We start from the raw sequence: 25,093 nt of genomic DNA, 5'->3' as shown, positions 1-25,093 counted from the left end.
GGTAGCCGGCATCCGCTCTTACCAGCGCCCGAGGAGGTGGGATGTCGGCGACCAGCGCCTTCTTCGAGCGGTTGACGGTCGCCGGCCAGGATCCGCGGTTCAGCAAGGTCTGTGGCAGCGTGCGATTCGACATCCGCGACGACGGCCACCTGGAGCAGTGGCTGCTGGACATCGATCATGGTCGGATGCGGGTGACCCGAAGCGGTGGCCCCGCCACCACCGTCATCCAGGTGTCCGCGCAGGTCGCGGAGGCGATGGCGCGGGGCGAGGTGAACGGGCTGGCGGCGATCACCCGGGGCGAGATCATGGTGGATGGTGACCTCGCCCTGGCGTTGCGCATCGGGCGGCTGTTCCCGCAAGAGCCCGGAAGGCTTCAGCGCGACGACCCCGACAGTGGGACGTGACCGATGAGGGACATAGCGGGCACTGCGGCATGCATCGACGGGAACACCTTCATGGTGTCCGACGCCAGCGGCGACGTGGAGTCCTCCCCGAGCACCCCGGTCGGCCTCTTCGCCGCCGACACGCGCTTCCTGTCCCGCTGGAGACTCACCGTCAACGGCGAGTGCATGACAGCCCTGTCGGTGGACGACAGCCAGTACTTCGAGGTCACGTTCTTCGTGGTGCCGGGCGCCGCGGTGGACTACGTGGAGGCCGACGTGTCGGCCATTCGGCGTCGGCGCATCGGTCCGGATCTCACCGAGTCGCTGACGATCTTCAACTATGGCGAGCAGGACATGACACTCGACGTACGTCTGGAGGTGGCCGCCGACTTCGCCGACATCTTCGAGATCAAGTTCGACATCGGCGACAAGACCGGCGAGCACTACACGCGTGTCGGCCCGAACGAGTTACGGCTGGGCTACCGGCGCGGCACCTACCGACGTGAGGTCGTCGTGTCGGCGAGTGAGCCCGCGGAGTTCGACCCGGGGGGCCTCCGGTTCGCGGTCCGGCTGCGCCCCGGGCAGCAGTGGTCGACCCGGTTGCAGGCCGCCATGCTGGCGTTGCGTCCGGACGGCGTCGACCTGCGCGCCGCCCTACGCGCCCAACGGCCGGACGAGTCCACCCTGCCCACGAGCGTGCAGGCGTGGGTCGCGGCGGCCCCGACCCTGGACACCGACAGCGTCGGCCTCCAGCAGGTCTACCACCGCAGCCTGGTGGACCTGGCGGCGCTGCGCTTCGCGCCGCTCTCGCTCGGCGGCGCGAGCGTGCCCGCGGCCGGGTTGCCCTGGTTCATGACCCTGTTCGGCCGCGACAGCCTGTTGACCTGCCTACAGACCCTGCCGATCACCCCGTCGCTGACCCCACCGACGCTGCGGATCCTCGCGTCGTTGCAGGGCGCCCGGACCGACGACGTGCTGGAGGAGGACCCGGGCCGGATCCTGCACGAACTGCGCTACGGGGAGTCGGCAGCGTTCGAGGAGCAGCCGCACTCCCCCTACTACGGCACTGTGGACGCCTCACCGCTGTTCGTGGTGCTGCTCGACGAGTACGAGCGGTGGAGCGGCGACACCGCGCTGGTCATGGAGTTGGAGCAGGAGGCCCGCGCGGCCCTGACCTGGATCGACAGGTACGCGGACCTGACCTCCACCGGCTACGTCTGGTACCAGCGACGCAACCGCGCCACCGGGCTGGACAACCAGTGCTGGAAGGACTCCTGGGACAGCATCTCCTACGCCGACGGCCGGCTGCCGGGCTTCCCGAGGGCCACCTGCGAAACCCAGGGGTACGCCTACGACGCGAAGATCCGAGGAGCACGCCTGGCCCGTACCGTGTGGGGTGATCCTGCCTTCGCCGATCGCCTGGAGAGCGAGGCGGCGGCCCTGTACGACCGGTTCAACCGGGACTTCTGGCTGGAGGACCGCGGCTTCTACGCCCTCGCGCTCGACCACGACGGCACTCCCGTGGACAGCCTGTCCTCCAACATCGGGCACCTGCTGTGGAGCGGCATCGTGCCACCGGAGCGGGCTCCCCGGGTGGTCGAGCACCTGATGGGTCCGGCGTTGTTCTCCGGTTGGGGGGTGCGGACGTTCGCCGAGGGGCAGCGCCGCTACAACCCGCTCGGCTACCACAACGGCACGGTCTGGCCGTTCGACAACTCGTTCATCGCCTGGGGTCTGCGCCGCTACGGGTTCAGCAACGAGGCGGCCCGCATCGCCGAGGGCATCCTCTCCGCCGCCACCTACTTCGAGGGTCGGCTACCCGAGGCGTTCGGCGGGTTCGACCGCGAAACCACCCGGTTCCCGATCCGGTACCCGACCGCCGGCAGTCCACAGGCGTGGTCCAGCGGCGCCACCATGCTGCTGATCCGCACCATGCTCGGCATCAACCCGCACGATGACCACCTGACCGTGGACCCCGCGCTGCCCGCCACCTTCGGGCGGATCGCTCTCCTGGACATCCCCGGCCGTTGGGGCATGCGCGACGCGTTCGCCCGGCAACGCTCCGACCAGCACTAGCGAGACGCTCAACTGACGGTGAAGCCGCCGTGGGTACGCGCCTCCCGCAGCCAGTCGAGCCAGGCCATCCACAGCTCGTCGGTCTCCCACTCGGCCCGCGGGGTCGTCGGCGACGCCTCGTAGAGAATCAACGCCTGCTCGATCTCGGTCCGGCCCACCAGCCAGGGGCCGTTGCTCGTCAGCTTGAACTCGGGGATCCCCACCTTGCCGGGGCTGGTCTGCGCGGCTGCCGCCCGTTCGGCCTCCTTGTAGGCGTCGCGTCGGCGCTGATCGCTGCGCCAGTCGTCGACGCTGTCGAACTGCCAGTCCGGAAAGGGCTGTGGCGTTGCCTGGTAGGTCATGCCGGCTGACCGCATGCGTTCCCGGCAGAACCCCATGCCGGCGATGTTCAGGTTGAACTGGTGGGCGGCAGCGAGCGACGAGTACTCGTCGTAGCACTGTGGCCAGTTGCCGCACGATCCATTCAGATCCATGCACGCTTCGGCGTGGGCGCGCGCGGTAGCGGCGGGTTCGGGCAGATCAACGTGTTCGAAGGTGTAGCCCATCGGATCCCCCGGCCGCCGGCAGAACAGGAGCTTGGCATTCTGCCCGACGCCGACGAGCGACGCCCGCCGTGCCTACCCGGTCAGAACCCAACCGGCGGTAGGTCCGGTGGCCCGGAAGGTGCGCCGGTACGCGTCCGGTGGCACGCCGACGGTGCGGTGGAAGTGCCGACGCAGCGTCGCGGCCGTGCCCATGCCAGCCGCCTCGGCGATGGCGTCGATGCTGTCGTCGGTCTGTTCCAGCAGCTCCTGGGCGCGGCGGATCCGCTGCGTCGACAGCCACAGCAGTGGGGTGGTGCCGGTGGCCGACCGGAAGTGGCGGGCCAGGTTGCGTGAGCTCATGTTCGCCTGCCGGGCCAGGTCCTCGACGCTCAGCGGCCGGTTCAGGCGGGCCAGCGCCCAGGGGAACACTGTGGCGAGCGGGTGGTCGTCGCGGGCCGGCACCGGGGTGGTGACGTACTGGGCCTGACCGCCGGCGCGGTGCGGCGGCACGATCAGGCGGCGGGCGACGGCGTTGGCGACGGTCGAGCCATGGTCGCGTCGGATCAGGTGCAGGCACAGGTCAATCGCTGCGGCCTTGCCGGCGGAGGCGAGCACTGTGCCGTTGTCGACGTAGAGCACGTCCGGGTCGACCCGTACCCGGGGATAGCGGGCGGCCAACGCCTCCGTGTGCGCCCAGTGCGTGGTGGCCCGCAGCCCGTCGAGCACCCCGGCGGCGGCCAGCACGAACGCGCCGGTGCACAGCGAGACCATCCGGGCACCCGCCCGGTGGGCCGCGCGGACCGCGTCGAGCAGGTCGGGGGGTACGTCCCCGTCGACGTCCTCGACCGACGGGATGATCACGGTGTCGGCGCGGGCCAGCCGGTCCAGCCCGTCGTCGGGGGCCACCAGGAAACGGCCGATCCGGACCGGGGCGGGGCCGCAGATCGTCACGTCGTACCAGGGGTCGGCCAGGCCGGAGGGGTCGTGGGCGAAGACCTCGCAGGCCAGCGCCAGCTCGAAGTGCAGCATTCCGTCGGTGGCGGCGATCGCAACGAGGGCCATGTCCGAAACTGTACGGGGGTTGGCGTTCCCGACACTGGTCGGCCGTCGGCCGCTGCGGGAGGCTTGGTCCAGTCGATAGTTCGAGGGGGCAAGCGATGGGCTACAGCGTGGCGGTGTTCGGGGCGTACGGGCACACCGGACGGTTCGTGATGGCGGAGCTGCGTGAGCGCGGGTTCGGCGCGCTGGCGGTGGGCCGCGACCCGCGCCAGTTGGCGGCGTTCGGGCTCGCCCACCGGGTGGCGTCGGTCGACGATCGGGCCTCACTCGACGCGGCGCTGACCGGCGTGGACGCGGTCATCAACTGCGCCGGCCCGTTCGCGTCGACCGCCCCCGGCGTGATCGAGGCCGCGCTGCGCGCCGGGATCCCGTACGTGGACGTGGCGGCCGAGATCGAGGCGAACCTCGACACGTTCGCGCACTTCAACGAGCGCGCTCGGGCGAACGGTGTCGCGGTGGTCCCGGCGATGGCCTTCTTCGGCGGGCTCGGTGACCTGCTCGCGACGACGGCAATGGGCGACTGGACGTCGGCCGACGAGGCGCACGTCGCGTACGGACTGAGCAGCTGGCACCCGACGGCCGGGACGGTCGCCGCGGGCACCGTCTCCCGCGAGCGCCGCGCCGGCCGTCGGGTCCGCTACACCGGCGGCCGGTTGGAGTACCACTCCGGCGGGGATCTGCCGAGGGTGGACTGGGACTTCCCCGCGCCGCTGGGCCGGCGCACCGTCCTCGGGGAGTTCACCATGGCCGACGTCGTCACCATCCCCCGTCACCTGGCCATCCCCGAGGTCCGCACCTACATGACCGTCGACGCCGCCACCGACCTGGCCGCCGCGGCGGCGCCGGTCGCGGTCGACGGGCGGGGCCGGTCGGCGCAGACGTTCACTGTCGACGTCATCGTGCGCCGCGGCGACACGCGCCGCCGCGTCGTGGCCAGTGGCCGGGACATCTACGCCGTCAGCGCGCCCCTGGCCGTGGAGGCGGTCCGGCGCGTCCTCGATGGTCGGACGAGGACCAGCGGCGTCGCCTCCGCCGGCGAGATGTTCGACGCGCCCGACTTCCTGCGCGCGTTGTCGCCGACCATCCGCGTCGAACCGGTCAGCGACTGAGGCCGAGAATTCGACCACAATCTGTTACTCAAAATCCGTAATCATTGCGCCAGAACGGGGCGACGGGACTTATAAGAAACTTAAGACTGTACGAGCGAAAAATTGTCATCCGGAGCCACCGAGCTGGCTGCCAGGGCACTTGTCGAACGGCCTCCTTAATTCTTTCCCCGCGAGTTGATGAAGGCCCCTGACGTGCACATACTCCTCCCGACAGGAGCTTTTGTCGTCGACTCGAAGGAAACCACTGGTAATGCGGACTCCCCCCGCGCACGTCGCACCGCCGGATCGGGCGCGAAAGCGCCGTCGCGTCACTCGCATCACGCTCGCCTCCGCTGTCGTCGCCGCGCTGGCCGGCAGCGGCATCTACATCGCCGGCGCCCAGGCCGAAGAGGTCGCTGTGCCCGGCCGGGTGCAGGCAGAGGCCTTCGCGGCACAGTCCGGGGCGCAGACCGAGGGCACCGGCGACGCCGACGGCGGCCGGAACGTTGGGTGGCTCGCCAGCGGCGACTGGCTGCGCTACGACGGTGTGTCGGTAACGGGCGTCGACCTGACGGCCCGGGTCGCCTCGCACAACGCCGCCGGCGGCACCGTCGAGTTGCACCTCGGCGCGCAGAACGGTCAACTGCTGGCCAGCTTCCCGATCGCCCAGACCGGCGGCTGGCAGAGGTGGACGAGCGTCACCGCGAAGGCGTCCGCCGTGCCGGCCGGCGCGCAGACCGTCTTCGCCGTCCTGAGGAGCGCCTCGACGTCGGATTTCGTGAACCTGAACTGGTTCACGTTCGGCCCCGCGACGGGCTCGTCGCCGAGCGCGTCGGTCACGCCGAGCGCGTCGGCCGCCCCTTCGGCCACGCCGAGTTCCACCGCGTCCGCGTCCCCGTCGACGTCCGTCCCGCCGAGCGCGCCGGCCGGCGGCTGGGTGCCCGTCGACCAGGCGAAGTGGAACAGGGAACTGGCCGCCTTCAACGCCATCAAGCCGAAGGCGGTGCCGCCGGGCACCACCCGGGTGCCGGAGTTCCACACCGACTGCGGCGTCGCGAATTCCGCCCCGGACGACCCGATCGTCCTGCCGGGCCTCGCGGGCGCCTCGCACATGCACACCTTCTTCGGCCCGAAGATCGACGCCTTCACCACGACTGACAAGCTGTTCGCCGCGGCGAACACCTGCAACGCCCCCGGGGACAAGAGCGCCTACTGGACCCCGGAACTGCGCAAGGACGGCAAGGCCGTGCCGATCAAGAGCATGCGCATCTACTACGGCTCACGGGTCAAGGACCCGTCGACCGTCAAGCCCTTCCCGCCGGGCCTCGTGGTGGTCGAAGGCGACGCCAAGCGGCAGGTCGACACTCCGAAGAACGCCGGTAGCAACCAGTTCTGGTGCGCGGGCAGCGCCGAGATCGGCCGCAGCGCCGACGGCAACTGGCCGAGGTGTGCCCCCGGCGGCAACCTGATCTTCCAGCTCGTGTTCAAGGACTGCTGGGACGGCAAGAACATCGACTCCCCCGATCACAAGTCGCACATGGGCGACCCGGTGAACGGCGTCTGCACCGGCACGTACCCGGTGGCCGTGCCGGATCTCTCCTTCATGGTCAACTACGAGTCGCTGGGCGGTGACAGCCTCAGCCTCTCCTCCGGCAAGCCGTCATCCATGCACGGCGACTTCATGAACGCCTGGGAGCCGGAGCGTCTCGGCGACCTGGTGAAGTCCTGCCTCAACCAGAACGCCAAGTGCGGCGTCGACACGACCTTCGCCGGCGGCTGACCACCGCCCCCGCCGTCGACGGACGGCCCCCACGCTCAGGCATGGGGGCCGTCCGTCACCGCACCACGGTGGTCACAGAACCAGGCTGACGCCGAACGCCTTGCACACGGTCGAAATGTCCTTACCGGCCTTCTCGAAGACCGGATTGTCGGCGGCGGTCGCCGGGTCCGCCGCGGCCGCGGCCTTGGCCGCCTCGGCGCCGAACGTACGCAGGGCAGCGGCCAGCTTGCCGTCCCCGGTCGCGGCGACCGCTCTCACCTTCTTGTCCAGATCGCTCAGGATCTTCTGGTAGTCCGCCGCCGACGGCTCGCCGGCCGTGGCGAGCTTCACCAGCTCCACCCTCATCTCGTCGCTGGCCTTCTTCGCCGACTCGCAGAGTTCCTTGTCGCTCGCGCTACCCGCCGCGGGTGACGAGGCCGGAGTGGCGGCAGCGGAGGTGGCCACCGCGGACGGGGCTGCGGAGGTGGGAGCGGGCGTGGCGGATCCGGCGGTCGTCGCCTCGTCGGTGTCGCCACAGGCGGCGAGGGCTGTCGAAACGGCAAGGATCACCATGGCTGAGGCAAGACGGGAAGGTTTCACGGCGGCGATTCACCGTCGCCCACTGGCCACCGCACGGCAACCACCTATGTGGACGGCGGGGTGGTAGGAAGAGCGAGTTGCCTCACCTCAGGGAGATGATCGTGGCACGTTCCCACCTGTCCCGCCGTTCGCTGCTGACCGCAGGTGGCGCCGCCGCCGTGGCGCTCGGCGCGACCGCAGCCAGCCCGTCCGCCGCCACCGCCGCGCCCGCCGACAACCCGGTCGACACTCCGACGGAGGCGCTGCGTCGGCTGCAGGCCGGCAACCGGCGGTTCACCTCCGGCCACGGCCGGCACCCGCACCAGGGCCTGAGCGACCTGCACCGGCTCGCCGCCGGCCAGCACCCGTTCGCCATCACCGTCGGCTGCGCGGACTCCCGGGTGGCCCCCGAGGTGCTCTTCGACCAGGGGCTGGGTGACCTGTTCGACAACCGGGTGGCCGGCAACATCGTCGACGACCTGCTGCTCGGCAGCGTCGAGTTCGCCGTGGAGGAGTTCGGCAGCCTGCTCATCGTCGTCCTCGGCCACGAACGCTGCGGCGCGATCACCGCCACCATCGACGCCATCCACACCGGCGGTACGGCGCCCGGGCACATCGGCACCATCGTGGACGCCCTGCGGCCGGTCGTCGAGCCGGTGCTGGACCAGCCCGGCGACCCGGTCGAGAACGGGGTGCGCGCCAACATCGCCGCCCAGGTGGGGGCGCTCAGCGCACGCAGCACCATCATCGCCGAGAAGGTGCACGAGGGCGCGCTGCGGGTGGTGGGCGCCCGCTACGACCTGGACAACGGGCGGGTTTCCCTGGTGGCCTGAGGCAGTCACCCGATCCTGGGCCACCCGGACGGCGACGCTGGTCGGTCATCCACTGCCGCCGACCAGCGCCGCCGGTGGCGTCGCGGCAGACGGGTACGGCGGTAGTAGGACCAACCCGCCAGCGGCAGCGCGACAGTCCAGGCCAGCAGGAGCGGGAGGCCGATCAGGACGCCGGTCGGAGTGAAGATGTCGTCCGCGCTCGATTCCCCCAGATCCGCGGCGAACTGCCAGGGCAGGGTCGCCGAGTAGCCGATCATCAGGGCTGATCCCAGCACCGTTGGCGTCAGCGGCAGCCACTGTGGCACCCGACGTCCGCGCAGCCACGGCACCCACCGGGGGAAGACCACGCCCCAGTCCTGAATGAGCCCCAGCGCCAGCACGCCGCCGAGCCCGGCGAGAACGCACAGGAGGCCCAGGTAGAACGCTCCGGCCGGCAGGCCCAGGAAACCGTCGACGGGGTGGTCCCCCACCCCGGGCCCGCGACCGTGGTACCACTCGCGGAACGGACCGGGATTGGCGAACAGCGGGATGCCGAGGATCCATGGCACGTGCAGCGGGATGAACCCCATTACGGGGGCGATCCACGCCACGTGACCGGCTCGGCGGGCCCAGAGCGGCGGCGGGGGCGGGGCGGGCGTTGTCCTCGTACGTGGTGTTCGAGTCACGGCGTCGTCTCCATCAGCGGTGGGCGTTGGCACCTCTGAGATCACCGTGGCCGAACGGCGAGACGAGCGGATCGCCGCCCGGAGGGACTCGCCTCCCCCTGCCCGGGGATGGGGCCCGCACCGCGCTGATCGCGGCCGGCGTCCGCCGGGAGCGCCGCCCCGACTAGGGTGCTGACATGGTCGATCGGCACCAGGTGATGAACTTCCGGGTCCGGGCCCAGCAGCTCGACCGGGACGAGGGCACGCTCGCCGACACCGCCGTCCTGGACCTCGGGGTGCAGAACACCGGTCCGGACGGCGGCCGGTGGGCGCTGGCGGTGCGCGGGGTGGACGTGACCGGGGTGTCCGACACGGATCTGGTCCTGCTGTGGACCGTGCGGGGCGCTCCCCACCTCTACCGCCGGGCCGACGTTGCGAAGGTGGCGGCCGCCGTCGAACCCTTCTCCGAGGCCGACGCGGGCAAGCGCATCTACGACGCCGCGAAACCCTTGAAGGCCGCTGGCATCGACACGCTCGCGGCCCGGGACGAGATCGCCGACCGGATGCGGGCCGTCGTCAACACACCGACGGTCAAGGGGGACGTTTCCGGCCGGCTGGCCGCCATGCTGCCCGAGCCGTATCTGCGGTTCTGCCGGCCGTGCGACGCCACGCACCTCTACGAGATGCCGTTCCGGCTCGCCGCCGTGCGGGCCGGGCTGGAGTTGCAGCTCGACACCTCACCCCCGGTCCTGCGGCGCATCACCGGGTTCAGGAAGGCAGCCGCTGCGGGCGACCGCTTCGACCTCATCCGCGCGTATCTTCGCCTCCTCGGTCCGGCCACCCCGAAACAGGTGGCCGACTATCTCGACGCCCCGGTGAGGGACGTGAAGGCGCGCTGGCCCGACGATGTGATCGAGGTGACGGTCGACCGCGAGGTGCGCTCACTGCTGGCCGCCGACGAGGAGTCGCTGGAGTCGGCCGACGCCACTGTCACCCGTCTGCTCGGCCCGTTCGACCTGTTCCTCCAGGCCAAGGACCGGGCAACGCTGGTGCCGGACGCCGCCCACGCCAAGGAGCTGTGGCCGGTGCTGGGTCGCCCCGGCGCCGTCCTGGTCGACGGCGAGTTGGTCGGCACCTGGCGGCCGCGCAAGTCCGGCAGGACGTTCACTGTCGCCGTCCAGCCGTGGCAGCGGCTGCCGGACGCCACGCGTAGGGCCATCACCGCGCAGGCCGAACACCTCGCCGCGTACCGCTCCGTCTCCCTCAGCGGCGTCGACTTCGGCAGCTGACCGTCGACGACACTCACTCCACCGTCCAGTCGATGGCGCTCGGCTGCACCCGAGCGCAGATCGGCGCACCGGCGGCGTCGGTCAACCCGACCCGGCCGACCAGCGTCGCGTTGCCCTCGTGTGCGGCGCGCAGCAGCTCGGTCGGCACGTCGGTGAACATCAACTTCGCTCGTCGGAACATCGCGAAGCCGTCCTGGGTCACCGCGCCCCAGCTCAGGTAGAGAAACCGCGCCCCGGGGCGACCGTGCACCCAGGGGCCGCAGACGTCGAGCGCCCCGTCGATCTCGCGGCTGGACACCTCGAAGGACCAGGTGGCGCCAACCGCGTCGGCCGGCACCTGATCGACCACCTCGGCCTTGCGCTGAACCCCGACGTGCACGTTGCCCCGCCGCAGCGCGTCGGCCTCCGCACCGGAGCGCTGACCTGGGAAGTCGGTGCCGTCGATCCTGATCCGCATGCAGCGACTCTAGTTACCCGGCCGGTTGCTCGGCGGGGGTGTCGTCCTCGCCGTACTCGCCGCGGATGGGCAGGTAGTAGGCGGGCAGGAACGCGGCGATGATGGCGACGCCGGCGATCGGCACGAACGCGCCGACGAGGATGCCGGAGCCGATCCAGACCAGCGCGAGCGCGAACCGGCGGCCGATGGCCCGCGCACCGAAGGGACCGAGGCCGGGGTCCAGCAGCTTGGCCCGGCGCAGGTGCGCCCACACGATGTTGAAGAGGGCCGCCGCAATCCACAGTGTGCCGCCGTAGACGACGACCGACGCGCGCAGCCCCTGCTCCGCGCGCAAGGCGTCGGCGAGCAGTGACGTGGAGAACGGCAGGAACGCGATGACCATCAGGAGCAATGTGTTGAGGAACAGGACCCACCGGTCGACGTGCCGGACGCGGTCGAACATGACGTGGTGATTCACCCACACCTGCCCGATGAGCAGGAAACTCAGCGTGTAGGCCAGATACGACGGCCACAGCGCGCCGAGCCCCGCAACGAGGCGCCCGAAGTCGTGAGGCGGTTGGATCTCCAGCACCAGAAGCGTCACGGCGATCGCGAAGACACCGTCGCTGAAGGACAGCAACCGACCCGGGCTACGGGTGAGCCGCGAGGTTTCCCTTGTGGGAGGCACCTCACGAATTATGCTGTATGCCGGCTTTCCTTGTCGGCAACGCTGTCGGCGGTCTTCCGTAGGTAGGTCTCGGCCAACTGGCGAAGCCGTGACCTGTCGAAGCTGTCCCCGTGGCCGGGATGGACGACGGACACGTCGAGGTCGACGAGAAACTCCATGCTTCGCCGGTACGCGGCCACGTCGGAGTTCGGCAGACTGTCGATCAGGGTGCCCTCGTAGATGATGTCGCCGGAGTACAGGGTGCCGGTGCGCTCCTCCAACAGGGCGATGCTCCCCGGAGTGTGGCCGGGAAGGTGCAGCACGGTCAGCACCCGTCCGCCCAGGTCGATCCGGTCGCCGTCGTCGAGCAGGCGGTTCAGGGTCATCGGCGCGACGCGGTAGGCAGCCGGGTCGTAACCGGGATCGGGCAGGACGTCGATCATGAGCTCCGGAACGGCTTCTCCGGCGGCGTCGATGCCCAGCTTGTCGAAGAGTTCCGCGCCGTACAGGCTCGCCGGTATGCCCGCCGCCAAGATCCCGGCCTCGGCGGGGTGGGCGGCCCGGTCCCCGAACTCCGACGCCCCGCCGACGTGATCCAGGTGCGCATGGGTGAGCACGACCATCGGATCGCGCACGAACAGGCCCGGAATCGCCCGCCGCACGGCGACGACACCGAGCCCGGCGTCGATCACGATGTCCCGATCGTTGCCCCGCAACCACCAGAAGTTCGCCGACAGCAGCTCGTTGACGTGCGGCTCCGAGATCCGGATGACGTCGCCGTCCACTTCCGCCCGCGTGTACCAGTCGACCATGCCCGAGAGTGTGCCAGCGCGGCGATGCCACTTCGACCCCGCGAATCATGCTGGGCCAGGGAAAGCTCGGATGATCGAGAACAGACGGTCGGCGGGGTCCACCACTGCGGCCAGCACCGCGCCGGGCACGAGGGCCGGGTCGGTCGCGCGGATCGTGTCCGCCTCGAAGGTGGCGAACCCCGGCCCGCTGATGCGCAGGTGGAGTTCCAGCTCGGGATTCTCTCCAGCCAGGTGGTTCGCCACCGCGAGGATCTCCGCCGTCGCGGCCACACCGGTGGCGGACAGTCGACACGAGTCACGGCGCGAGCGGCCCACCACCCGCCAGCCGAAGACGCCGAACCCGACACCGACGGCTGTCGCGAGGACGCCGCCGACCAGCAGACCCCAGAAGTCGCTGGACGATCGCGGTGGGTCCAGCGTCACAGCGGCGACGAGCAGGACCGGTCCGGGTAGGCAGATCGCCAGGAACAGGAGCCGGGAGAGCAACGCGCCCACCGGTCCGACACGCGCTTCCGCTTCGCGAGGGGCACTCGTCACCCTCGCACCGTAGTGCAGCAGCTGGCTGGCCCACTCCACCGTCCAGGCGAGGCCGGGAGGCTGAATCCGTCAACGCCGGAACGCGGGAACGCCCGATCCGCCGATCCGAACGAGTACGACACACCGTCAGCCGGTCCGGGTCATGGAGATCGTCTGGCTGGTGACAGTCCTCTACATCGGCCCTGCCGCCGTCCCGCCTCTACTGGAACTGGGGCAGGCCCGAGGCCCGGCGCCCACTGCGCTCTCGGCTTCATCGAAAGCGAGCGGCAAGGAGATCACTCTCCCCGCCGCCTCTAACGTATACCGCACCTGGGGGCTTGCGGCAAGACCCCGGTCGTGGCGCAGAATCGGCGGCCGGACCAGCACAAACGAGGTAACGGGGGCGCGACGTGGGTGTGTTGTCGATGGACGGGGACCGCAGCGACCAGGCACCGCTGGTGGATCTTCGGGAGGTCGACGAGACGCAGGTGTCGGTCGTCGGCGGCAAGGCCGCGCACCTGGGCGCGCTGTCCCGGATCGACGGCATCCGGGTGCCGGCCGGGTTCTGCGTGACGACGGCCGCCTTCCGGCGGATCATGACGCAGACGCCGTCGATCGACGATCGGCTCGAACAGCTGTCGCGTCTGAGCCCGGACGACCGGGAGGCGGTTCGCACGCTCAGCGCGGAGATCCGCCGCAGCGTCGAGGAGACAGCGATCCCGGACGATCTGGCCGCCGAGATCACCGGCGCGCTCGCCCGGTTCGGCGAGCAGGCCGCCTACGCCGTGCGCTCCAGCGCGACGGCGGAGGACACTCCCACGGCGTCCTTCGCCGGCCAGCAGGACACCTACCTGAACGTGGTGGGGCCGGAGGCGATCCTGCGGCACGTCAGCCGGTGCTGGGCGTCGCTGTTCACCGAGCGGGCCGTCATCTACCGCCTGCGCAACGGCATCGACCACCGCACCGTCGAGATGGCTGTCGTCGTACAGCGGATGGTTTTTCCGGATGCCTCCGGCATCCTGTTCACGGCGGACCCGGTGACGGGCAACCGGAAGGTCGCGACAGTGGACGCCAGCTTCGGCCTCGGCGAAGCCCTGGTGTCCGGCCTGGTGAACCCGGACGTCTTCACGGTGCGCGAGGGCGAGGTCGTCGCCGGCACTGTCGCCGTGAAGGAGCGCGCCGTCGCCGCGCTGCCGGGCGGCGGGACACGCGAGGTGGCGATCGATCCGCAGCGGCAGGAGCAGCCGACGCTGACGCAGGCTCAGGTGGTGCGGCTCGTCCGCCTCGGGCGACGGGTCGAGGCGCACTTCGGCCGCCCGCAGGACATCGAGTGGTGCCTGGTCGACGACGACTTCCAGATCGTGCAGAGCCGGCCGATCACCACGCTGTTCCCCATCCCGGCGGCCGACGACCAGGAGAACCACGTCTACCTCTCGGTCGGCCACCAGCAGATGATGACCGACGCCATGCGGCCGCTGGGGCTCTCCATGTGGCAGCTGACCGCCATGGCCCCGATGCTCGCGGCCGGCGGGAGGCTGTTCGTCGACGCCACCCGGCTGCTGGCCTCCCCCGCCAGCCGCGCCGGCTTCCTCACGATGGCGGGGCGCGACGATCCGCTGATGAAGGACGCCCTGGAGACCCTCCTCGACCGCCGGGACTTCATTCCGACGCTCCCGGACCAGGGCGGTCCGGGTGAGCCGACGACCGGCGGCGCGTCCACCTCGGTCGAGACCGACCCGGCCGTCGTCGCCGAGTTGATCGAGCGCAGTGAGGCGTCCATCGGCGCCCTGCGGCGCGATATCGCGACGGTGACCGGTACGGCGCTGTTCGACTTCCTGCTGGAGGCCTTCCAGGAGCACAAGCGGGTCCTCGGCGATCCGCTGAACATGCAGGCGATCATGGCCGGCATGGAGGCCACCTGGTGGCTCAACGACCGGCTGCACGAGTGGCTGGGCGAGAAGAACGCCGCGGACACCCTCACCCTGTCCGCCCCCGGCAACGTCACGTCGGAGATGGGGCTGGCGCTGCTCGACGTCGCCGACGTGATCCGTCCGCATCCGGAGGTGGTGGCGTTGCTGAAGGACGTCGCGCACGACGACTTCCTCGACGAACTGCCGAAGGTCGCGGGCGGGGCCGAGGCGCGCGCCGCCATCGAGGCGTACCTCGACCGGTACGGCATGCGCTGCGTCGGCGAGATCGACATCACCAGGCCGCGGTGGAGCGAACGCCCCGGCACGCTCGTGCCCGTGCTCCTGGACAACGTCAAGCTCTTCGAGGCGGGCGCGGCCCGGCGGCGCTTCGAGCAGGGCCAACAGCAGGCGCAGGAGCAGGCCCGGGAGGTGTTGACGCGCCTGCGGGCGCTGCCGGACGGGCAACAGAAGGCCGACGAGACCGCGCGGATGATCGACCGGGTGCGGGCCTTCATCGGCTATCGGGAGTACCCGAAGTACGACATCATCAGCCGCTACTTCGCCTACAAGCAGGCGCTGCTGGCAGAGGCCGAGCGCCTGGTGCGGGCCGGCGTGCTCACCGAGGCCGAAGACGTCTTCCACCTCACGTTCCAGGAGTTCCACGAGGTCGCGCGCTCGCACCGGGTGGACGACGAGCTGATCCGGCGGCGCCGGGAGGAGTTCCGGTCGTACCAGGGGCTCACCCCGCCCCGGGTGTTGACCTCCGACGGCGAGGCGATCACCGGCGCGTACCGACGCGACGACGTGCCGGCCGGCGCCCTGGCCGGTGTGCCGGTGTCCGCCGGGACGGTCGAGGGACGCGCCCGAGTCATCCTGGACATGGCGCAGGCCGACCTCGAAGCGGGTGACATCCTCGTCACGGCCCACACGGACCCGAGCTGGACGCCTCTGTTCGTCGGCATCGCCGGCCTGGTGACGGAGGTCGGCGGGTTGATGACGCACGGCGCGGTGATCGCGAGGGAGTATGGCCTGCCGGCTGTCGTCAGCGTGCTCGACGCCACCCGGCTGATCCGCGACGGGCAGCGGATCCGCGTGCACGGCAGTGACGGGTACGTCGAGATCCTGCCCTGACCGACGGCACCCTCAGGAGGAACGACGATGGCGGTTTCGGTCCGACGGCTGGCGATCGTGGTGGCCACGGCGTCGACAGTGGTGTCGTTGGCGGCGTGCAGCGGCGGCGGGGACGCCACCGAGGCGCGGACGACGCCGAGCCCGCAGGTGACGCTCGCTCCGTCGCCGGCCGCCGACCAGGAGTTCCGGCGGCTGGAGGAGCAGTTCGGGGTACGGCTGGGGATCTACGCCGTCGACACGGGCACCGGCCGCACCGTGGAGTACCGCTCCGACGATCGGTTCGCGTACGCCTCGACGTGGAAGGCCCTCGCTGCCGCCGAGGTGCTCGACGGCACGACCGACGCCCAGCTGAACCGGGTGGTGCGGTACTCGGCGCGGGACCTGGTGGCGCACTCCCCCGTCACCGAGAAACACGTCGGCGAGGGCATGAGCCTGCGCGCCCTCGCCGACGCCGCCGTGCGCTACAGCGACAACACGGCCGGCAACCTGCTGCTGCGCCACCTCGGCGGGCCGGCGGGGTTCGAGTCGAAGCTGCGCGCGCTCGGCGACACGGTCACCGACGTCGCCCGCTACGAGACCGCGCTGAACGAGGCAACACCTGGCGACAAGCGGGACACCAGCACCGCGCGGGCCCTGGTGCGCGACCTCCGGGCGTACACAGTGGGGGACGTTCTGGAACCGGCGGACCGTGACGTGCTGCGCGGCTGGCTGCGAGGCAACACCACCGGCGCGGCGCTGGTCCGCGCCGGGGTGCCGGTCGGCTGGGTGGTCGGGGACAAGACCGGGACCGGCGGGTACGGCACCCGCAACGACATCGCGGTGCTCTGGCCGCCCGACCGGGCCCCGATCGTGCTCGCCGTGCTGTCCAGCCGCGACACGAAGGACGCCACCCCCGACGACGCTCTCATCGCCCAGGCCACCCGGGTGCTCGTCGCCTCGCTGTGAGCACTAGGCGGGGTGGTACTTCAGCAGGACGACCCCGGAGGTGAAGGGCTCGGCGGACATCAGCTCCAGTCGTGCCGGCGGCTGACCACCGTCGAACAGCGGCCTGCCGTGGCGCAGGAACACGGGATGCACCAGAAGGTGCAGCTCGTCGACGAGCCGGAGGTCGACGAGGGACCGGATCACTGTGAGACTGCCGTAGACCACGATGTCGCCGCCGGGCCCCCGCTTGATTTCGGTGATCTCGTCGGCGTCGAGGCGGGCGAGCCGCCGAGTGTTCGTCCAGGTGGCGGTGTTCCCCGAGGCGGAGACGACGATCTTCTCCAGCGCGTCGAGGCGTTGGGCATACCCTCGTACGTCGTCCGGCTGGTCGGGGTTCTGCGCGGTCGACGGCCAGTGGCCGGCGAAGTCGGCGTGCGTGATCCGGCCCAGCATCAGGCTGCCGGCGTTGTCCACCAGGGCCCGCTCGTACTTCTGCAGGTGGTCGTCGACCAGCAACCAGTCCATCTCGTCGTCGGGGCCGGCGACGAACCCGTCGAGGGTGGTCCACATCGACACGACGATCCTGCGCATCTCGTCCTCCGTCTTGGTGCGGTGATCCCCGGGCGGGCTACTGGCCGCCGCTGAGCGCGGCGCGGACGGGTGCTCATGCCGCGCGGGAAGGTCGCCCCTCCGGAAGCCCGTCCGCGGTGTCGATGCAGACCACCTTGCGGCAGGCTCATGTGAGCCACGCTAGGGGTCCAACTCCTAAAGAACAAGTGCTACTCCTGAATTAGGATCCAGGTAGGGTGGACGCCATGAGCGGCATGCGTAGTTACGGAGATCCGTGCGGTGTCGCGCGTGGACTGGACATCATCGGCGAGCGGTGGGCGCTGCTGGTGGTACGCGACCTGCTGCTCGGCCCCCGGCGGTTCAACGACCTGCTCGGCGGCCTACCCGGGGTGAGCCCGAACGTGCTGAGCCAGCGGCTGCGCCAGTTGACCGAGCACGGCGTGGTGCACCGGCGGGACCTGGGCCCGCCGACGCGGGTCCACCTCTATGAACTCACCGAATGGGGCCGTGCCCTGGAGCCCATCCTCCTGCAGTTCGGGCGCTGGGGAAGCCAGTCCCCACAGTCACCCGACGGCCCCCTCGGCGTCGACTCCCTGCTGCTCAGCATCAAGGCGGCGTTCGACCCGGCGCGAGCCCCGGAACTCGCCGGCAGCTACGCGTTCCACATCGACGCCGACACGTACCTCGCCGAGGTCGCCGGCGAGACGGTGCAGCTCCGGCGCGGCACGGCGTCCGCCCCCGATGCGGCGCTCACCACCGACATCGACACCCTCCGGGCCGTCTGCGGCCAGGAGATGACCGTGGGAGAGGCAGTGGAGTCGGGTGCGCTGCGGTTGAGCGGCGACGAGGAGGCCAGGCGGCGCCTCACCGATCTGCTCCTGGCCCCGTTCACCCTGCGCCCCGGCCCGCCACGCCCTGACGACCGGCGATCCGCCCCCGTGGAGAACGTCACCCTCGGCGTGGGCTGATTCCCGCCACCGCCAGCTCGAGCAGTCGGGTCGCTGCGGCGGCGGGATCCGGGTGGTGCTCGGTTGCCAGGGCGATGCCGGTGATCAGCACGAGCAGATCGGCGATGGTCACGTCCGGCGCCACCGCGCCGCAGTGCACGGCCCGGCGGACGAGTGGTTCGCCCGCCTCGGTGAGCTGCGCGGAGGCACAGTGCTCGTGCGCCTCGGTGGGGTTGGCCGTGCAGCCGCGGGTCAACGCGATGGCCAGGCCCCTGATGGTGGCGACGTTCCCGTTGACGGCGGCGAGCCAGTCCAGCAGCGCGGCCCGCGCGTCGGCGGCGTCGGAAAGCTCCCGGGCGCGGACGCCGAGGTTCTCGATCACGTCGCGGAAGACGGCGTCCAGCAGCGCGTGGCGGCTGGGGAAGTGTCGGCGCACCGTGGCCGAGCCGACTCCGGCGATGCGGGCGATCTGCTCGAGGGACGCGTCGGCGCCGTGCGCGGCGATCTCCTGCTCGGCCACGGCCAGCAGACGCGCGTAGTTGCGCCGGGCATCCGCTCGCTGGCTGGACATGGGGCGTCACCTCACGGGTTGCTAAGTGGCGGGGTCCGCCGTATCTTAGCGAAGCATAAACGGCGGGCCCCGCCGTTTATCGTTCACCCCGTGACAGGAGATTTCGCATGGCCACCAGATCCGCACCCGTCCTGGTCACCGGCGCCACGGGAAGGCAGGGTGGTGCCACCGCTCGCGCTCTGCTCGCCGCCCGCGTACCCGTCCGGGCTCTGGTCCGTGATCCCGCGACCGACCGCGCGCGGGCCGTCGAGGCCCTCGGGGCCGAACTGGTCACCGGCGACCTCGACGATCGCGACTCGCTGGTCCGGGCCGCGCAAGGAGCACGGGCCGTCTTCTCGGTGCAGATGCCCGCGATGACTGGCAACAGCATCAACTTCGACGGCGAGCTGCCCAAGGCCGTCAACCTGATCGAAGCCGCGCTGGCCGCCGAGGTGCCGCAGTTCGTGCACACGTCAGTGAGCGGGGCCGGCCAGCACACCGGAACGCCCGGCTGGACCGAGGGTCGGTGGGCGGCCATGGAGCCCTACTACACCACCAAGGCCGGCATCCAGGATCGCGTCCGCGAGGCGGGCTTCCCGCACTGGACGATCATCAAGCCGGGCTTCTTCATGGACAACTTTCTGCCCTCGGTGGCCTACCTCCTCCCCCGGGGCATCGCCGGCGGCTTGGCGACGGTCCTCAAGCCACAGACCTCGCTCTCCCTCGTCGCGGTCGACGACATCGGCCGGGCGGCCGCCGCGGCCATCGCGGAACCCGATCGGTTCCACGGGATCGAGCTGGAGCTGGCGAGCGACCACCTGACGATGACGGAGATCACCAAGGCGCTCTCCGACGCTCTGGGCGCCGAACTGACCGCACCCGACATGACCGAGGAGGAGGCGGTCGCCGCCGGGATGCCGGAGTGGGCCGGCATCTCCCACGAGCAGATGAACGTTGTCGGCCAACCCGCTCGCCCGGAGTACGCGCGGGCCCTCGGCATCCCCCTCACGACGTTCGCCGAGTGGGCGCGCGAGAACCTGCCTGAGCCGTCGCGGCGCTGAGGGGGCGGCGCCGCACTCAGGCCCGAGTCGCATCTCGCGGGTCTGCCCGGGTGGCGTGCATCGAACATGATCGTTAGCCTTGCCCAGCCTCCATCTTGGACAAAGGAAAGGCCCCTCATGAAGCGCAGAACGATGACCCGTCTGGTGGCGGTGCTCGCCATGATCGCGGCGACGCTGGTCGGCACCAGCAGCCCGGCGTCGGCCGGCACCACCGGCCCCTGGGTGATCCAGCCGTTCACGAACGACTACTGCATCCACCCCGAGGCGTACGCGTCGGCGAGCGGGACCGTGGTCGATCAGCATCTCTGCGACAGGGGGCCGATCCGCAACTGGAACTTCACCACGACCAGCTCGGGCTACTACCAGATCTCCTACCGCAATGGCGGGAAGTGCATGGCCGTCCGCAACGCGTCGAAGACCGAACGGGAGAAGATCGTCACGCAGCTGTGCGGCGACGCCCGCCTCAACGACCAGTGGCTGCCGATCAAGCTCTTCACCTCCGGGAGCGCCGACTACTACCAGCTGAAGAACCGCAACACCGGCAAGTGCATGGCGGTGGAGGGCAACTCGACGCAGAACGGCGCCGACATGATGCAGTTCACCTGTTACACGACCTCGAACAACCAGGCCTTCACCTGGGGCCTGGACTAGGCAACGCCGTCGAGCCGCGGCGGGACCTGTTCGGGTCCCCCGCGGTCCCGCCTCGCACGACATCGACTCGGTCTGGTTTGGCCGGGGCGTCCCCGACTCGGGCACGATCACACAGTGGCGGCTACCTGGCCCACCGGGAACCGCACGCCGGTGAGGTCTTCCGAGACGGCCCAGAGGCGTTGCTGCACGCTCACGTCGTAGGACTCGGGGCTGGAAGTGACCAGCCTCGGGTAGCCGCGCGCCTCGGCCGCGCCGTCGGGGCCGTAGTACTGCCCGCCGAGGACGGACGGGTCGGTGGCGGCCCGCAGGGTGGGCAGCGCGCCCGCCGTCGCGGGCTGGGTGATCACCGGAGCGAGCCAGGTGAGCGGTCGGCGGACGACCGCCGGGGCGTTGCGGGCCAGTTCGGTGTTGGAGATGCCGGGGTGTGCGGCCACCGCGACGGTGGTGCCGTGCGCGGCGAGCCGGCGCTGCAACTCGTAGGTGAACATCAGATTGGCGAGCTTCGACTGGCCGTAGGCGGCGACCCGACCGTAGGACCGTTCCCATTGCAGGTCGTCGAAGTGGATGGCGGCGCGGATGCGGTGGCCGGTGCTGCTGACCGTCACCACCCGGGAGCCGGGCACGGGCAGCAGCAGGTCGAGCAGCAGGCCGGTGAGCGCGAAGTGGCCCAGGTGGTTGGTGCCGAACTGCATCTCGAAGCCGTCGCGGGTGCTCTGCCTCGGCGTGTACATCACGCCGGCGTTGTTGATCAGCAGGTCGATCCGCGGGTGCGTGGCGCGCAGGCCGGCAGCGGCGTCGCGTACCGATTCCAGCGAGGTCAGATCCAGCTCCCGTACGGAGACGTCGCCGTTGATCCGGGCGGCGGCAAGGTTGCCTTTCTGTGTGTCGCGCACGGCCAGCACGACCGACGCCCCGCGCTCGGCGAGGCGCCGGGCGGTCTCGAAGCCCAGCCCGGTGTTGGCGCCGGTGACCACGGCGACCCGGCCGTCCTGGCGCGGAATGTGCTGCTCGGTCCACTTCATCTCAGGCTCCTTATGTACCGCCGGTAACTTATGCCAGAAACGGTAAAGTACCGCCGGTACTTTGTCAAGGCACCGCCGGTACCTAAGCTAGGGTTGGCGACATGACGTTCCAGCGGGCGCGCAGCGAGGAGCAGCGTGAGGTCCGGCGCCGGGCCATCCTGGAGACCACGTCGGCGATGCTCGACGAGATGCCGGTGGCCGAGGTGACCCTGAACGAGCTGAGCCGGCGGGTCGGCCTGGCCAAGACGGCGGTGCTGCGCTATTTCGAGTCCCGCGAGGCGGTGCTGCTAGACCTGATAAACGACCGGACGACGACCTGGCTGGCCGAGCTGGACCAGGAACTGGCCCACGGTGTCGACCCGGGCCGGCCGGCGATGGAACGGGCGGAGCAGACGGCCGACGTGCTCAGCCGGTCGCTCGCCGCCCAGACGGTGCTCTGCGATCTCTTCGGCGCGCAGGGCGGGGTGCTCGAGCACAACGTCTCGGTCGAGGCGGTCCGCCGGCACAAGCGGGCCTCACTGGGCAACCTCGCGGTGATGGCCGACCTCGTCCGGCGGCATTTACCCGAGGTCGGCGACAACGCCGAGCTGTTCTGCCTGAACGCCCTGATCATGGGTGGCGCGCTGTCCGCCTACACCTCGCCGCCGCCGAGCCTGCTCGCCGTCTACGAGTCCGAGCCGGCGCTCGCGGTCCACCATGTCGACCTACGGACAGCCCTGCGGGTCGCCATCATCACGTCGCTCGTGGGCATACTGCCGCGCTTTTGATCCGCTGCGGGAAACCCGGTGGTCATCGGGCTGGTTGCTGTCTACCGTTGCTCGCCGTGCTCTCCAACGAACAGATCATCGGGCAGGCCCTGGACCGGATCGAGGCCGGGTACGTCTTTCCTGAGAAGGTCGCTGACATCGACGCCGCGATCCGGCGCCGTCTCGCGGCAGGCGAGTACGACGACCTGGACGAGCCGGCGCTCTGCGAGACGGTGACCGCTCACCTTCAGCAGGTGTGTCCGGACAAGCATCTGCGGCTGCTGTGGTCGGACCAGCCGCAGTCGCTGGATCCAGCGGACGAAGACGGAGGGCGGGCCGCGTTCCTCGCGCTGCTCAGGGCGGAGAACCAGGGGGTCCGCCGGGTCGAGCACCTGAACGGCAACGTCGGGCTCATCGACGTGCGACGCATCGCGTACGCCGACGAAGGCGCCGCCGCGATCGGCGCGGCCATGCAACTGGTCGCCCTCAGCTCCGCGCTCGTCCTGGACCTGCGCGCCTGCTCCGGCGGAACACCGGAGGGAGCCGCGATGTGGTGCAGCTACTTCTTCCGCGACGACCAGGTGCACCTCAACGACTTCTACGAGCGGTCCACCGGCGCCACCCGCCAGTTCTGGACGACCGCCCACCTGCCCGCGCCGCGCTACGCGGACCGCCCGGTCCACGTGCTGACCAGCGCGGTGACGTTCTCCGGGGGCGAGGACGTGGCGTACACCCTTCAGGCGCACGGCCGGGCCGTCGTCGTCGGTGAGACGACGCGTGGCGGCGCGCACCCGACGGCCCGCCACCCGGTCACCGAACACATTCTCGTGACCGTGCCGACCGCCCGGACCATCAACAGCGTCACCGGCACCAACTGGGAGGGCGTCGGAGTGGTCCCCGACGTGCCCGTCCCGGCAGACCAGGCACTCGCCACGGCACTCAAGGCCATCCTGGCCGCGTAGGCCCAGCGGCGGCCGTTGCTGGGCCGCCGGGATAGGTGCCGCGAACCACGCCTGCCGCCGGTGGGACGAGCGTGGCCTACCCGACATCGACGGTGGCGCGCTGCCGTACGGCGTGACGCTGCTGCCCGACGGAGCGCAGGCCCAGGTAGGCGACCGCACCGGAGGCCAGGTACAGCAGGGCCTGCACATTGAGCACGAGCACGACGCTGAGCACGTCGCCGAGCAGGCCGGCAGCCGCCATGCCCAGCCCCTGCGAGGCGTTGAAGATCGCGTGGTAGACGCCGAAGGCCCGGCCCAACTCGGTGTCGGGCACGCTCTGTTGGATCTGCGCGAAAGCTCCGCTGGCGTACGCGATGCCTGGCGCACCGACCAGGATGAACAACCCGACGTACCACTCGGGTTGACGGGTGACCGCCGGCCCGTTCCAGATGACCAGGCTGATCAGGGCGAAGGTGGTCGCACCGAGGCTCATCAGCAGCCGGGGGCTGAGCCGAGCGCCCAGCATGCCGACGATGAGCCCACCTGCCACCCCGCCGATCGCCTGAACGCCGCGCAGCACACCGGTGAGGGTGCCGTCGGCATGCAGCGCGCGGCTGACGAAGACCACGAAGAGCACAACGAACAGGCCCTGCGCGATGCCGCCCAACGCCACACTCACGAGCGTCATCCGCACGGCACGGTTGCGTAGCATCGCCGTGAGGCCGTGTCGCCAGGCGGTGAAGAACGACGACGTACGGTCCGGGGTCGTCGGCTGCGCGGTTGCGTGGTGGATGGCGCGGCGGCCGGCGGCGGTCAGGGCTGCCGTGATCGCGAAGGCCACGACGGCGCCGACAGCGAGGTAACGGGTGCCGTCACGGGTGATCGCGAACCCGCCCAGCGAACCTCCGATGAGCCGTCCCACGCTCATGTTGAGCGCCACCACACTGTTGGCGCGCACCAGGTGCGCGGGCTCGACGAGGCGTGGCAGCGCGGCGTTGCGGGCGGAGTCGAACGTCTGCGTCAGCACCGCCTGGGCCCCGGCGACCAGCGAGATGACCCACAGGTGGTGGTCGGGTTGACCGAGCAGGGGGATCACCACCGCGGCCTGGAGCGCGGCGACACAGGTCATGAGCCGGAACCGGTCGAGACGGTCGGCGAGCGCACCGGCGAACGATCCCAGCGTGATGCCGCACAGCAGCTCGACGAGGAACACGGCGGAGGTGGTGAGCGCCGAGCCGGTCACCCCGAACACGTAGATCGGCAGCCCGGTGAGCAGCAGCCAGCTCGCGACGCTGGAGAAGAGCCCGCCAGCCCAGATCAGGACGAATCCGCGGAGTCGCAGCAGCGTCAGCATCTCAGATGAACTCCGGCGTGGGGTACGCCTGGAGGTTGAGGGTGACGGGCCGGGCGTCGCTCGGGGGCGCGGTGCGCAACGGGCGCAGGTACGGCCGGATGACGGCGTCCAGGGTCAGGGCGAGATGCCGCAACTCCTCCGGGGTGAGCGAGAGCGTGTAGTTGTGGAAGGTGGCGCTCTTCCGCCACTCGTCGGTCAGTTTGTGCTGCTGATGCTGGTAGCGCTGCAGCGATCGGAACACCTCGTCGACCCCCAGGGCGGTCAGCGCGTCGTTGATCTGCTGCCCCTCGGCGTCGTCGGGATCCGGAAGGAATTCGAACCCGGTGGCGGCGGCGCGCCACGGTCGGTCACGCCGGTTGGTCCCCTCGGCGTGGACTCGCTCGATGAGGCCGTGCCGGGCCAGTTGATGCAGGTGGTAACTGCAGTTCGCCCCGGTGTCGTCCAGGGCCTCGGCGCACTGCGCGGCGGTTCTCGGGCCGGCGGCGAGCAGGTAGCGCAGCAGCCGCAGGCGCAACGGGTGCGCGAGGGCCCGCAGCTTGGTGGCGTCCTGGACGCGCACCCGGCGTTCTGGCTCGTGTTGCTCCATGGGCACCCCTTAAACGAAAGACTCCTTTCGGTTAT

Annotated in this window: 26 protein-coding genes; 13 read left to right on the top strand and 13 right to left on the bottom strand. The window is 70.6% G+C overall.

Annotated elements, in window-relative coordinates:
- Positions 1 to 41: 41 nt before the first annotated feature.
- Together ABZS40_RS26915 and ABZS40_RS26910 are read left to right on the top strand one after the other, a co-directional pair.
- The gene (locus ABZS40_RS26915; RefSeq protein ID WP_354946285.1) at positions 42 to 404 is read left to right on the top strand and encodes an SCP2 sterol-binding domain-containing protein; all 363 of its coding nucleotides are present in this window, start codon (positions 42 to 44) and stop codon (positions 402 to 404) included.
- A gap of 3 nt (positions 405 to 407) precedes the next feature.
- The gene (locus tag ABZS40_RS26910; protein WP_354946284.1) at positions 408 to 2,459 is read left to right on the top strand and encodes a glycogen debranching N-terminal domain-containing protein; all 2,052 of its coding nucleotides are present in this window, start codon (positions 408 to 410) and stop codon (positions 2,457 to 2,459) included.
- An 8-nt stretch (positions 2,460 to 2,467) separates the two neighbouring features.
- On the opposite strand, the gene ABZS40_RS26905 is transcribed toward ABZS40_RS26910, so the two are convergent.
- Together ABZS40_RS26905 and ABZS40_RS26900 are read right to left on the bottom strand one after the other, a co-directional pair.
- Positions 2,468 to 2,932, bottom strand: a complete 465-nt coding sequence (locus ABZS40_RS26905) for a hypothetical protein (RefSeq protein ID WP_354946283.1) — start codon at positions 2,930 to 2,932, stop codon at positions 2,468 to 2,470.
- 144 nt (positions 2,933 to 3,076) lie between these two features.
- The gene (locus ABZS40_RS26900; protein ID WP_354946282.1) at positions 3,077 to 4,045 is read right to left on the bottom strand and encodes a helix-turn-helix domain-containing protein; all 969 of its coding nucleotides are present in this window, start codon (positions 4,043 to 4,045) and stop codon (positions 3,077 to 3,079) included.
- A gap of 95 nt (positions 4,046 to 4,140) precedes the next feature.
- Here ABZS40_RS26900 and ABZS40_RS26895 point away from each other — a divergent pair, with 95 nt between their 5' ends.
- Entirely contained in the window at positions 4,141 to 5,151 is a 1,011-nt protein-coding gene (locus ABZS40_RS26895) for a saccharopine dehydrogenase NADP-binding domain-containing protein (protein ID WP_354946281.1), read from the top strand.
- Positions 5,152 to 5,401: 250 nt separating this feature from the next.
- Positions 5,402 to 6,910 carry a DUF1996 domain-containing protein gene (locus tag ABZS40_RS26890; RefSeq protein WP_354946280.1) on the top strand — a complete coding sequence of 503 codons (1,509 nt, stop codon included), beginning with the start codon at positions 5,402 to 5,404 and terminating at the stop codon, positions 6,908 to 6,910.
- Between the two features lie 72 nt (positions 6,911 to 6,982).
- On the opposite strand, the gene ABZS40_RS26885 is transcribed toward ABZS40_RS26890, so the two are convergent.
- Complete coding sequence (locus tag ABZS40_RS26885; RefSeq protein ID WP_354946279.1) at positions 6,983 to 7,462, bottom strand: hypothetical protein; 480 nt, start codon at positions 7,460 to 7,462, stop codon at positions 6,983 to 6,985.
- 128 nt (positions 7,463 to 7,590) lie between these two features.
- Between ABZS40_RS26885 and ABZS40_RS26880 the strand changes: the two genes are divergently transcribed.
- Complete coding sequence (locus ABZS40_RS26880) at positions 7,591 to 8,301, top strand: carbonic anhydrase (RefSeq protein ID WP_354946278.1); 711 nt, start codon at positions 7,591 to 7,593, stop codon at positions 8,299 to 8,301.
- A gap of 5 nt (positions 8,302 to 8,306) precedes the next feature.
- Here ABZS40_RS26880 and ABZS40_RS26875 read toward each other — a convergent pair whose 3' ends face one another.
- On the bottom strand, positions 8,307 to 8,870 hold the full coding sequence (locus ABZS40_RS26875; protein ID WP_354946277.1) for a hypothetical protein: 564 nt from the start codon (positions 8,868 to 8,870) through the stop codon (positions 8,307 to 8,309).
- Between the two features lie 272 nt (positions 8,871 to 9,142).
- Here ABZS40_RS26875 and ABZS40_RS26870 point away from each other — a divergent pair, with 272 nt between their 5' ends.
- Positions 9,143 to 10,234, top strand: coding sequence for a winged helix DNA-binding domain-containing protein (locus tag ABZS40_RS26870; protein ID WP_354946276.1), 1,092 nt, complete (start codon positions 9,143 to 9,145; stop codon positions 10,232 to 10,234).
- A gap of 13 nt (positions 10,235 to 10,247) precedes the next feature.
- Here the strand turns inward: ABZS40_RS26870 and ABZS40_RS26865 are convergent, their stop codons facing one another.
- From ABZS40_RS26865 to ABZS40_RS26850, 4 genes are read right to left on the bottom strand one after another with little or no spacing between them, the layout of a single operon-like run.
- Entirely contained in the window at positions 10,248 to 10,691 is a 444-nt protein-coding gene (locus tag ABZS40_RS26865; protein WP_354946275.1) for a DUF5990 family protein, read from the bottom strand.
- Positions 10,692 to 10,704: 13 nt separating this feature from the next.
- Positions 10,705 to 11,358, bottom strand: a complete 654-nt coding sequence (locus ABZS40_RS26860; RefSeq protein ID WP_354946274.1) for a TMEM175 family protein — start codon at positions 11,356 to 11,358, stop codon at positions 10,705 to 10,707.
- Between the two features lie 8 nt (positions 11,359 to 11,366).
- Positions 11,367 to 12,149, bottom strand: coding sequence for an MBL fold metallo-hydrolase (locus tag ABZS40_RS26855; RefSeq protein ID WP_354946273.1), 783 nt, complete (start codon positions 12,147 to 12,149; stop codon positions 11,367 to 11,369).
- A gap of 45 nt (positions 12,150 to 12,194) precedes the next feature.
- A complete protein-coding gene (locus tag ABZS40_RS26850; protein ID WP_354946272.1) occupies positions 12,195 to 12,686 on the bottom strand; it encodes a hypothetical protein in 492 nt (163 codons plus the stop codon).
- Positions 12,687 to 13,090: 404 nt separating this feature from the next.
- Between ABZS40_RS26850 and rph the strand changes: the two genes are divergently transcribed.
- Together rph and bla are read left to right on the top strand one after the other, a co-directional pair.
- Complete coding sequence (rph, locus tag ABZS40_RS26845; protein WP_354946271.1) at positions 13,091 to 15,706, top strand: rifamycin-inactivating phosphotransferase; 2,616 nt, start codon at positions 13,091 to 13,093, stop codon at positions 15,704 to 15,706.
- Between the two features lie 27 nt (positions 15,707 to 15,733).
- A complete protein-coding gene (bla, locus tag ABZS40_RS26840; protein WP_354946270.1) occupies positions 15,734 to 16,651 on the top strand; it encodes a class A beta-lactamase in 918 nt (305 codons plus the stop codon).
- A gap of 3 nt (positions 16,652 to 16,654) precedes the next feature.
- Here bla and ABZS40_RS26835 read toward each other — a convergent pair whose 3' ends face one another.
- Entirely contained in the window at positions 16,655 to 17,221 is a 567-nt protein-coding gene (locus ABZS40_RS26835) for a dihydrofolate reductase family protein (protein WP_354946269.1), read from the bottom strand.
- 224 nt (positions 17,222 to 17,445) lie between these two features.
- On the opposite strand from ABZS40_RS26835, the gene ABZS40_RS26830 reads away from it, so the two are divergent.
- Entirely contained in the window at positions 17,446 to 18,168 is a 723-nt protein-coding gene (locus tag ABZS40_RS26830; RefSeq protein WP_354946268.1) for a winged helix-turn-helix transcriptional regulator, read from the top strand.
- Here ABZS40_RS26830 and ABZS40_RS26825 read toward each other — a convergent pair.
- The gene (locus ABZS40_RS26825; RefSeq protein WP_354946267.1) at positions 18,149 to 18,718 is read right to left on the bottom strand and encodes a TetR/AcrR family transcriptional regulator; all 570 of its coding nucleotides are present in this window, start codon (positions 18,716 to 18,718) and stop codon (positions 18,149 to 18,151) included. The two genes, ABZS40_RS26830 and ABZS40_RS26825, sit on opposite strands and share 20 nt — an antisense overlap.
- 107 nt (positions 18,719 to 18,825) lie before the next feature.
- Between ABZS40_RS26825 and ABZS40_RS26820 the strand changes: the two genes are divergently transcribed.
- Both ABZS40_RS26820 and ABZS40_RS26815 read left to right on the top strand, forming a co-directional pair.
- The gene (locus ABZS40_RS26820) at positions 18,826 to 19,758 is read left to right on the top strand and encodes an NmrA family NAD(P)-binding protein (RefSeq protein WP_354946266.1); all 933 of its coding nucleotides are present in this window, start codon (positions 18,826 to 18,828) and stop codon (positions 19,756 to 19,758) included.
- 117 nt (positions 19,759 to 19,875) lie between these two features.
- A complete protein-coding gene (locus ABZS40_RS26815) occupies positions 19,876 to 20,409 on the top strand; it encodes an RICIN domain-containing protein (RefSeq protein ID WP_354946265.1) in 534 nt (177 codons plus the stop codon).
- Positions 20,410 to 20,516: 107 nt separating this feature from the next.
- Here ABZS40_RS26815 and ABZS40_RS26810 read toward each other — a convergent pair whose 3' ends face one another.
- A complete protein-coding gene (locus ABZS40_RS26810; RefSeq protein ID WP_354946264.1) occupies positions 20,517 to 21,431 on the bottom strand; it encodes an SDR family NAD(P)-dependent oxidoreductase in 915 nt (304 codons plus the stop codon).
- 101 nt (positions 21,432 to 21,532) lie between these two features.
- Between ABZS40_RS26810 and ABZS40_RS26805 the strand changes: the two genes are divergently transcribed.
- Both ABZS40_RS26805 and ABZS40_RS26800 read left to right on the top strand, forming a co-directional pair.
- Positions 21,533 to 22,198, top strand: coding sequence for a TetR family transcriptional regulator (locus ABZS40_RS26805; protein ID WP_354946263.1), 666 nt, complete (start codon positions 21,533 to 21,535; stop codon positions 22,196 to 22,198).
- 56 nt (positions 22,199 to 22,254) lie between these two features.
- Positions 22,255 to 23,139, top strand: a complete 885-nt coding sequence (locus tag ABZS40_RS26800; protein WP_354946262.1) for a S41 family peptidase — start codon at positions 22,255 to 22,257, stop codon at positions 23,137 to 23,139.
- A gap of 76 nt (positions 23,140 to 23,215) precedes the next feature.
- On the opposite strand, the gene ABZS40_RS26795 is transcribed toward ABZS40_RS26800, so the two are convergent.
- Positions 23,216 to 24,472: an MFS transporter gene (locus ABZS40_RS26795; protein ID WP_354946261.1), complete on the bottom strand. Its 1,257-nt coding sequence runs from the start codon at positions 24,470 to 24,472 to the stop codon at positions 23,216 to 23,218.
- A 1-nt stretch (position 24,473) separates the two neighbouring features.
- The gene (locus ABZS40_RS26790) at positions 24,474 to 25,058 is read right to left on the bottom strand and encodes a winged helix-turn-helix domain-containing protein (protein WP_354946260.1); all 585 of its coding nucleotides are present in this window, start codon (positions 25,056 to 25,058) and stop codon (positions 24,474 to 24,476) included.
- Positions 25,059 to 25,093 lie beyond the last annotated feature (35 nt).

The sequence above is a fragment of the Micromonospora sp. NPDC005324 genome, from assembly GCF_040607155.1.
GTDB classification, from domain to species: Bacteria; Actinomycetota; Actinomycetes; order Mycobacteriales; family Micromonosporaceae; genus Micromonospora; species Micromonospora trifolii.
The sequence above is the reverse complement of the archived record's forward strand: the minus strand, read 5'-3'. Positions and strand labels throughout refer to the sequence as shown.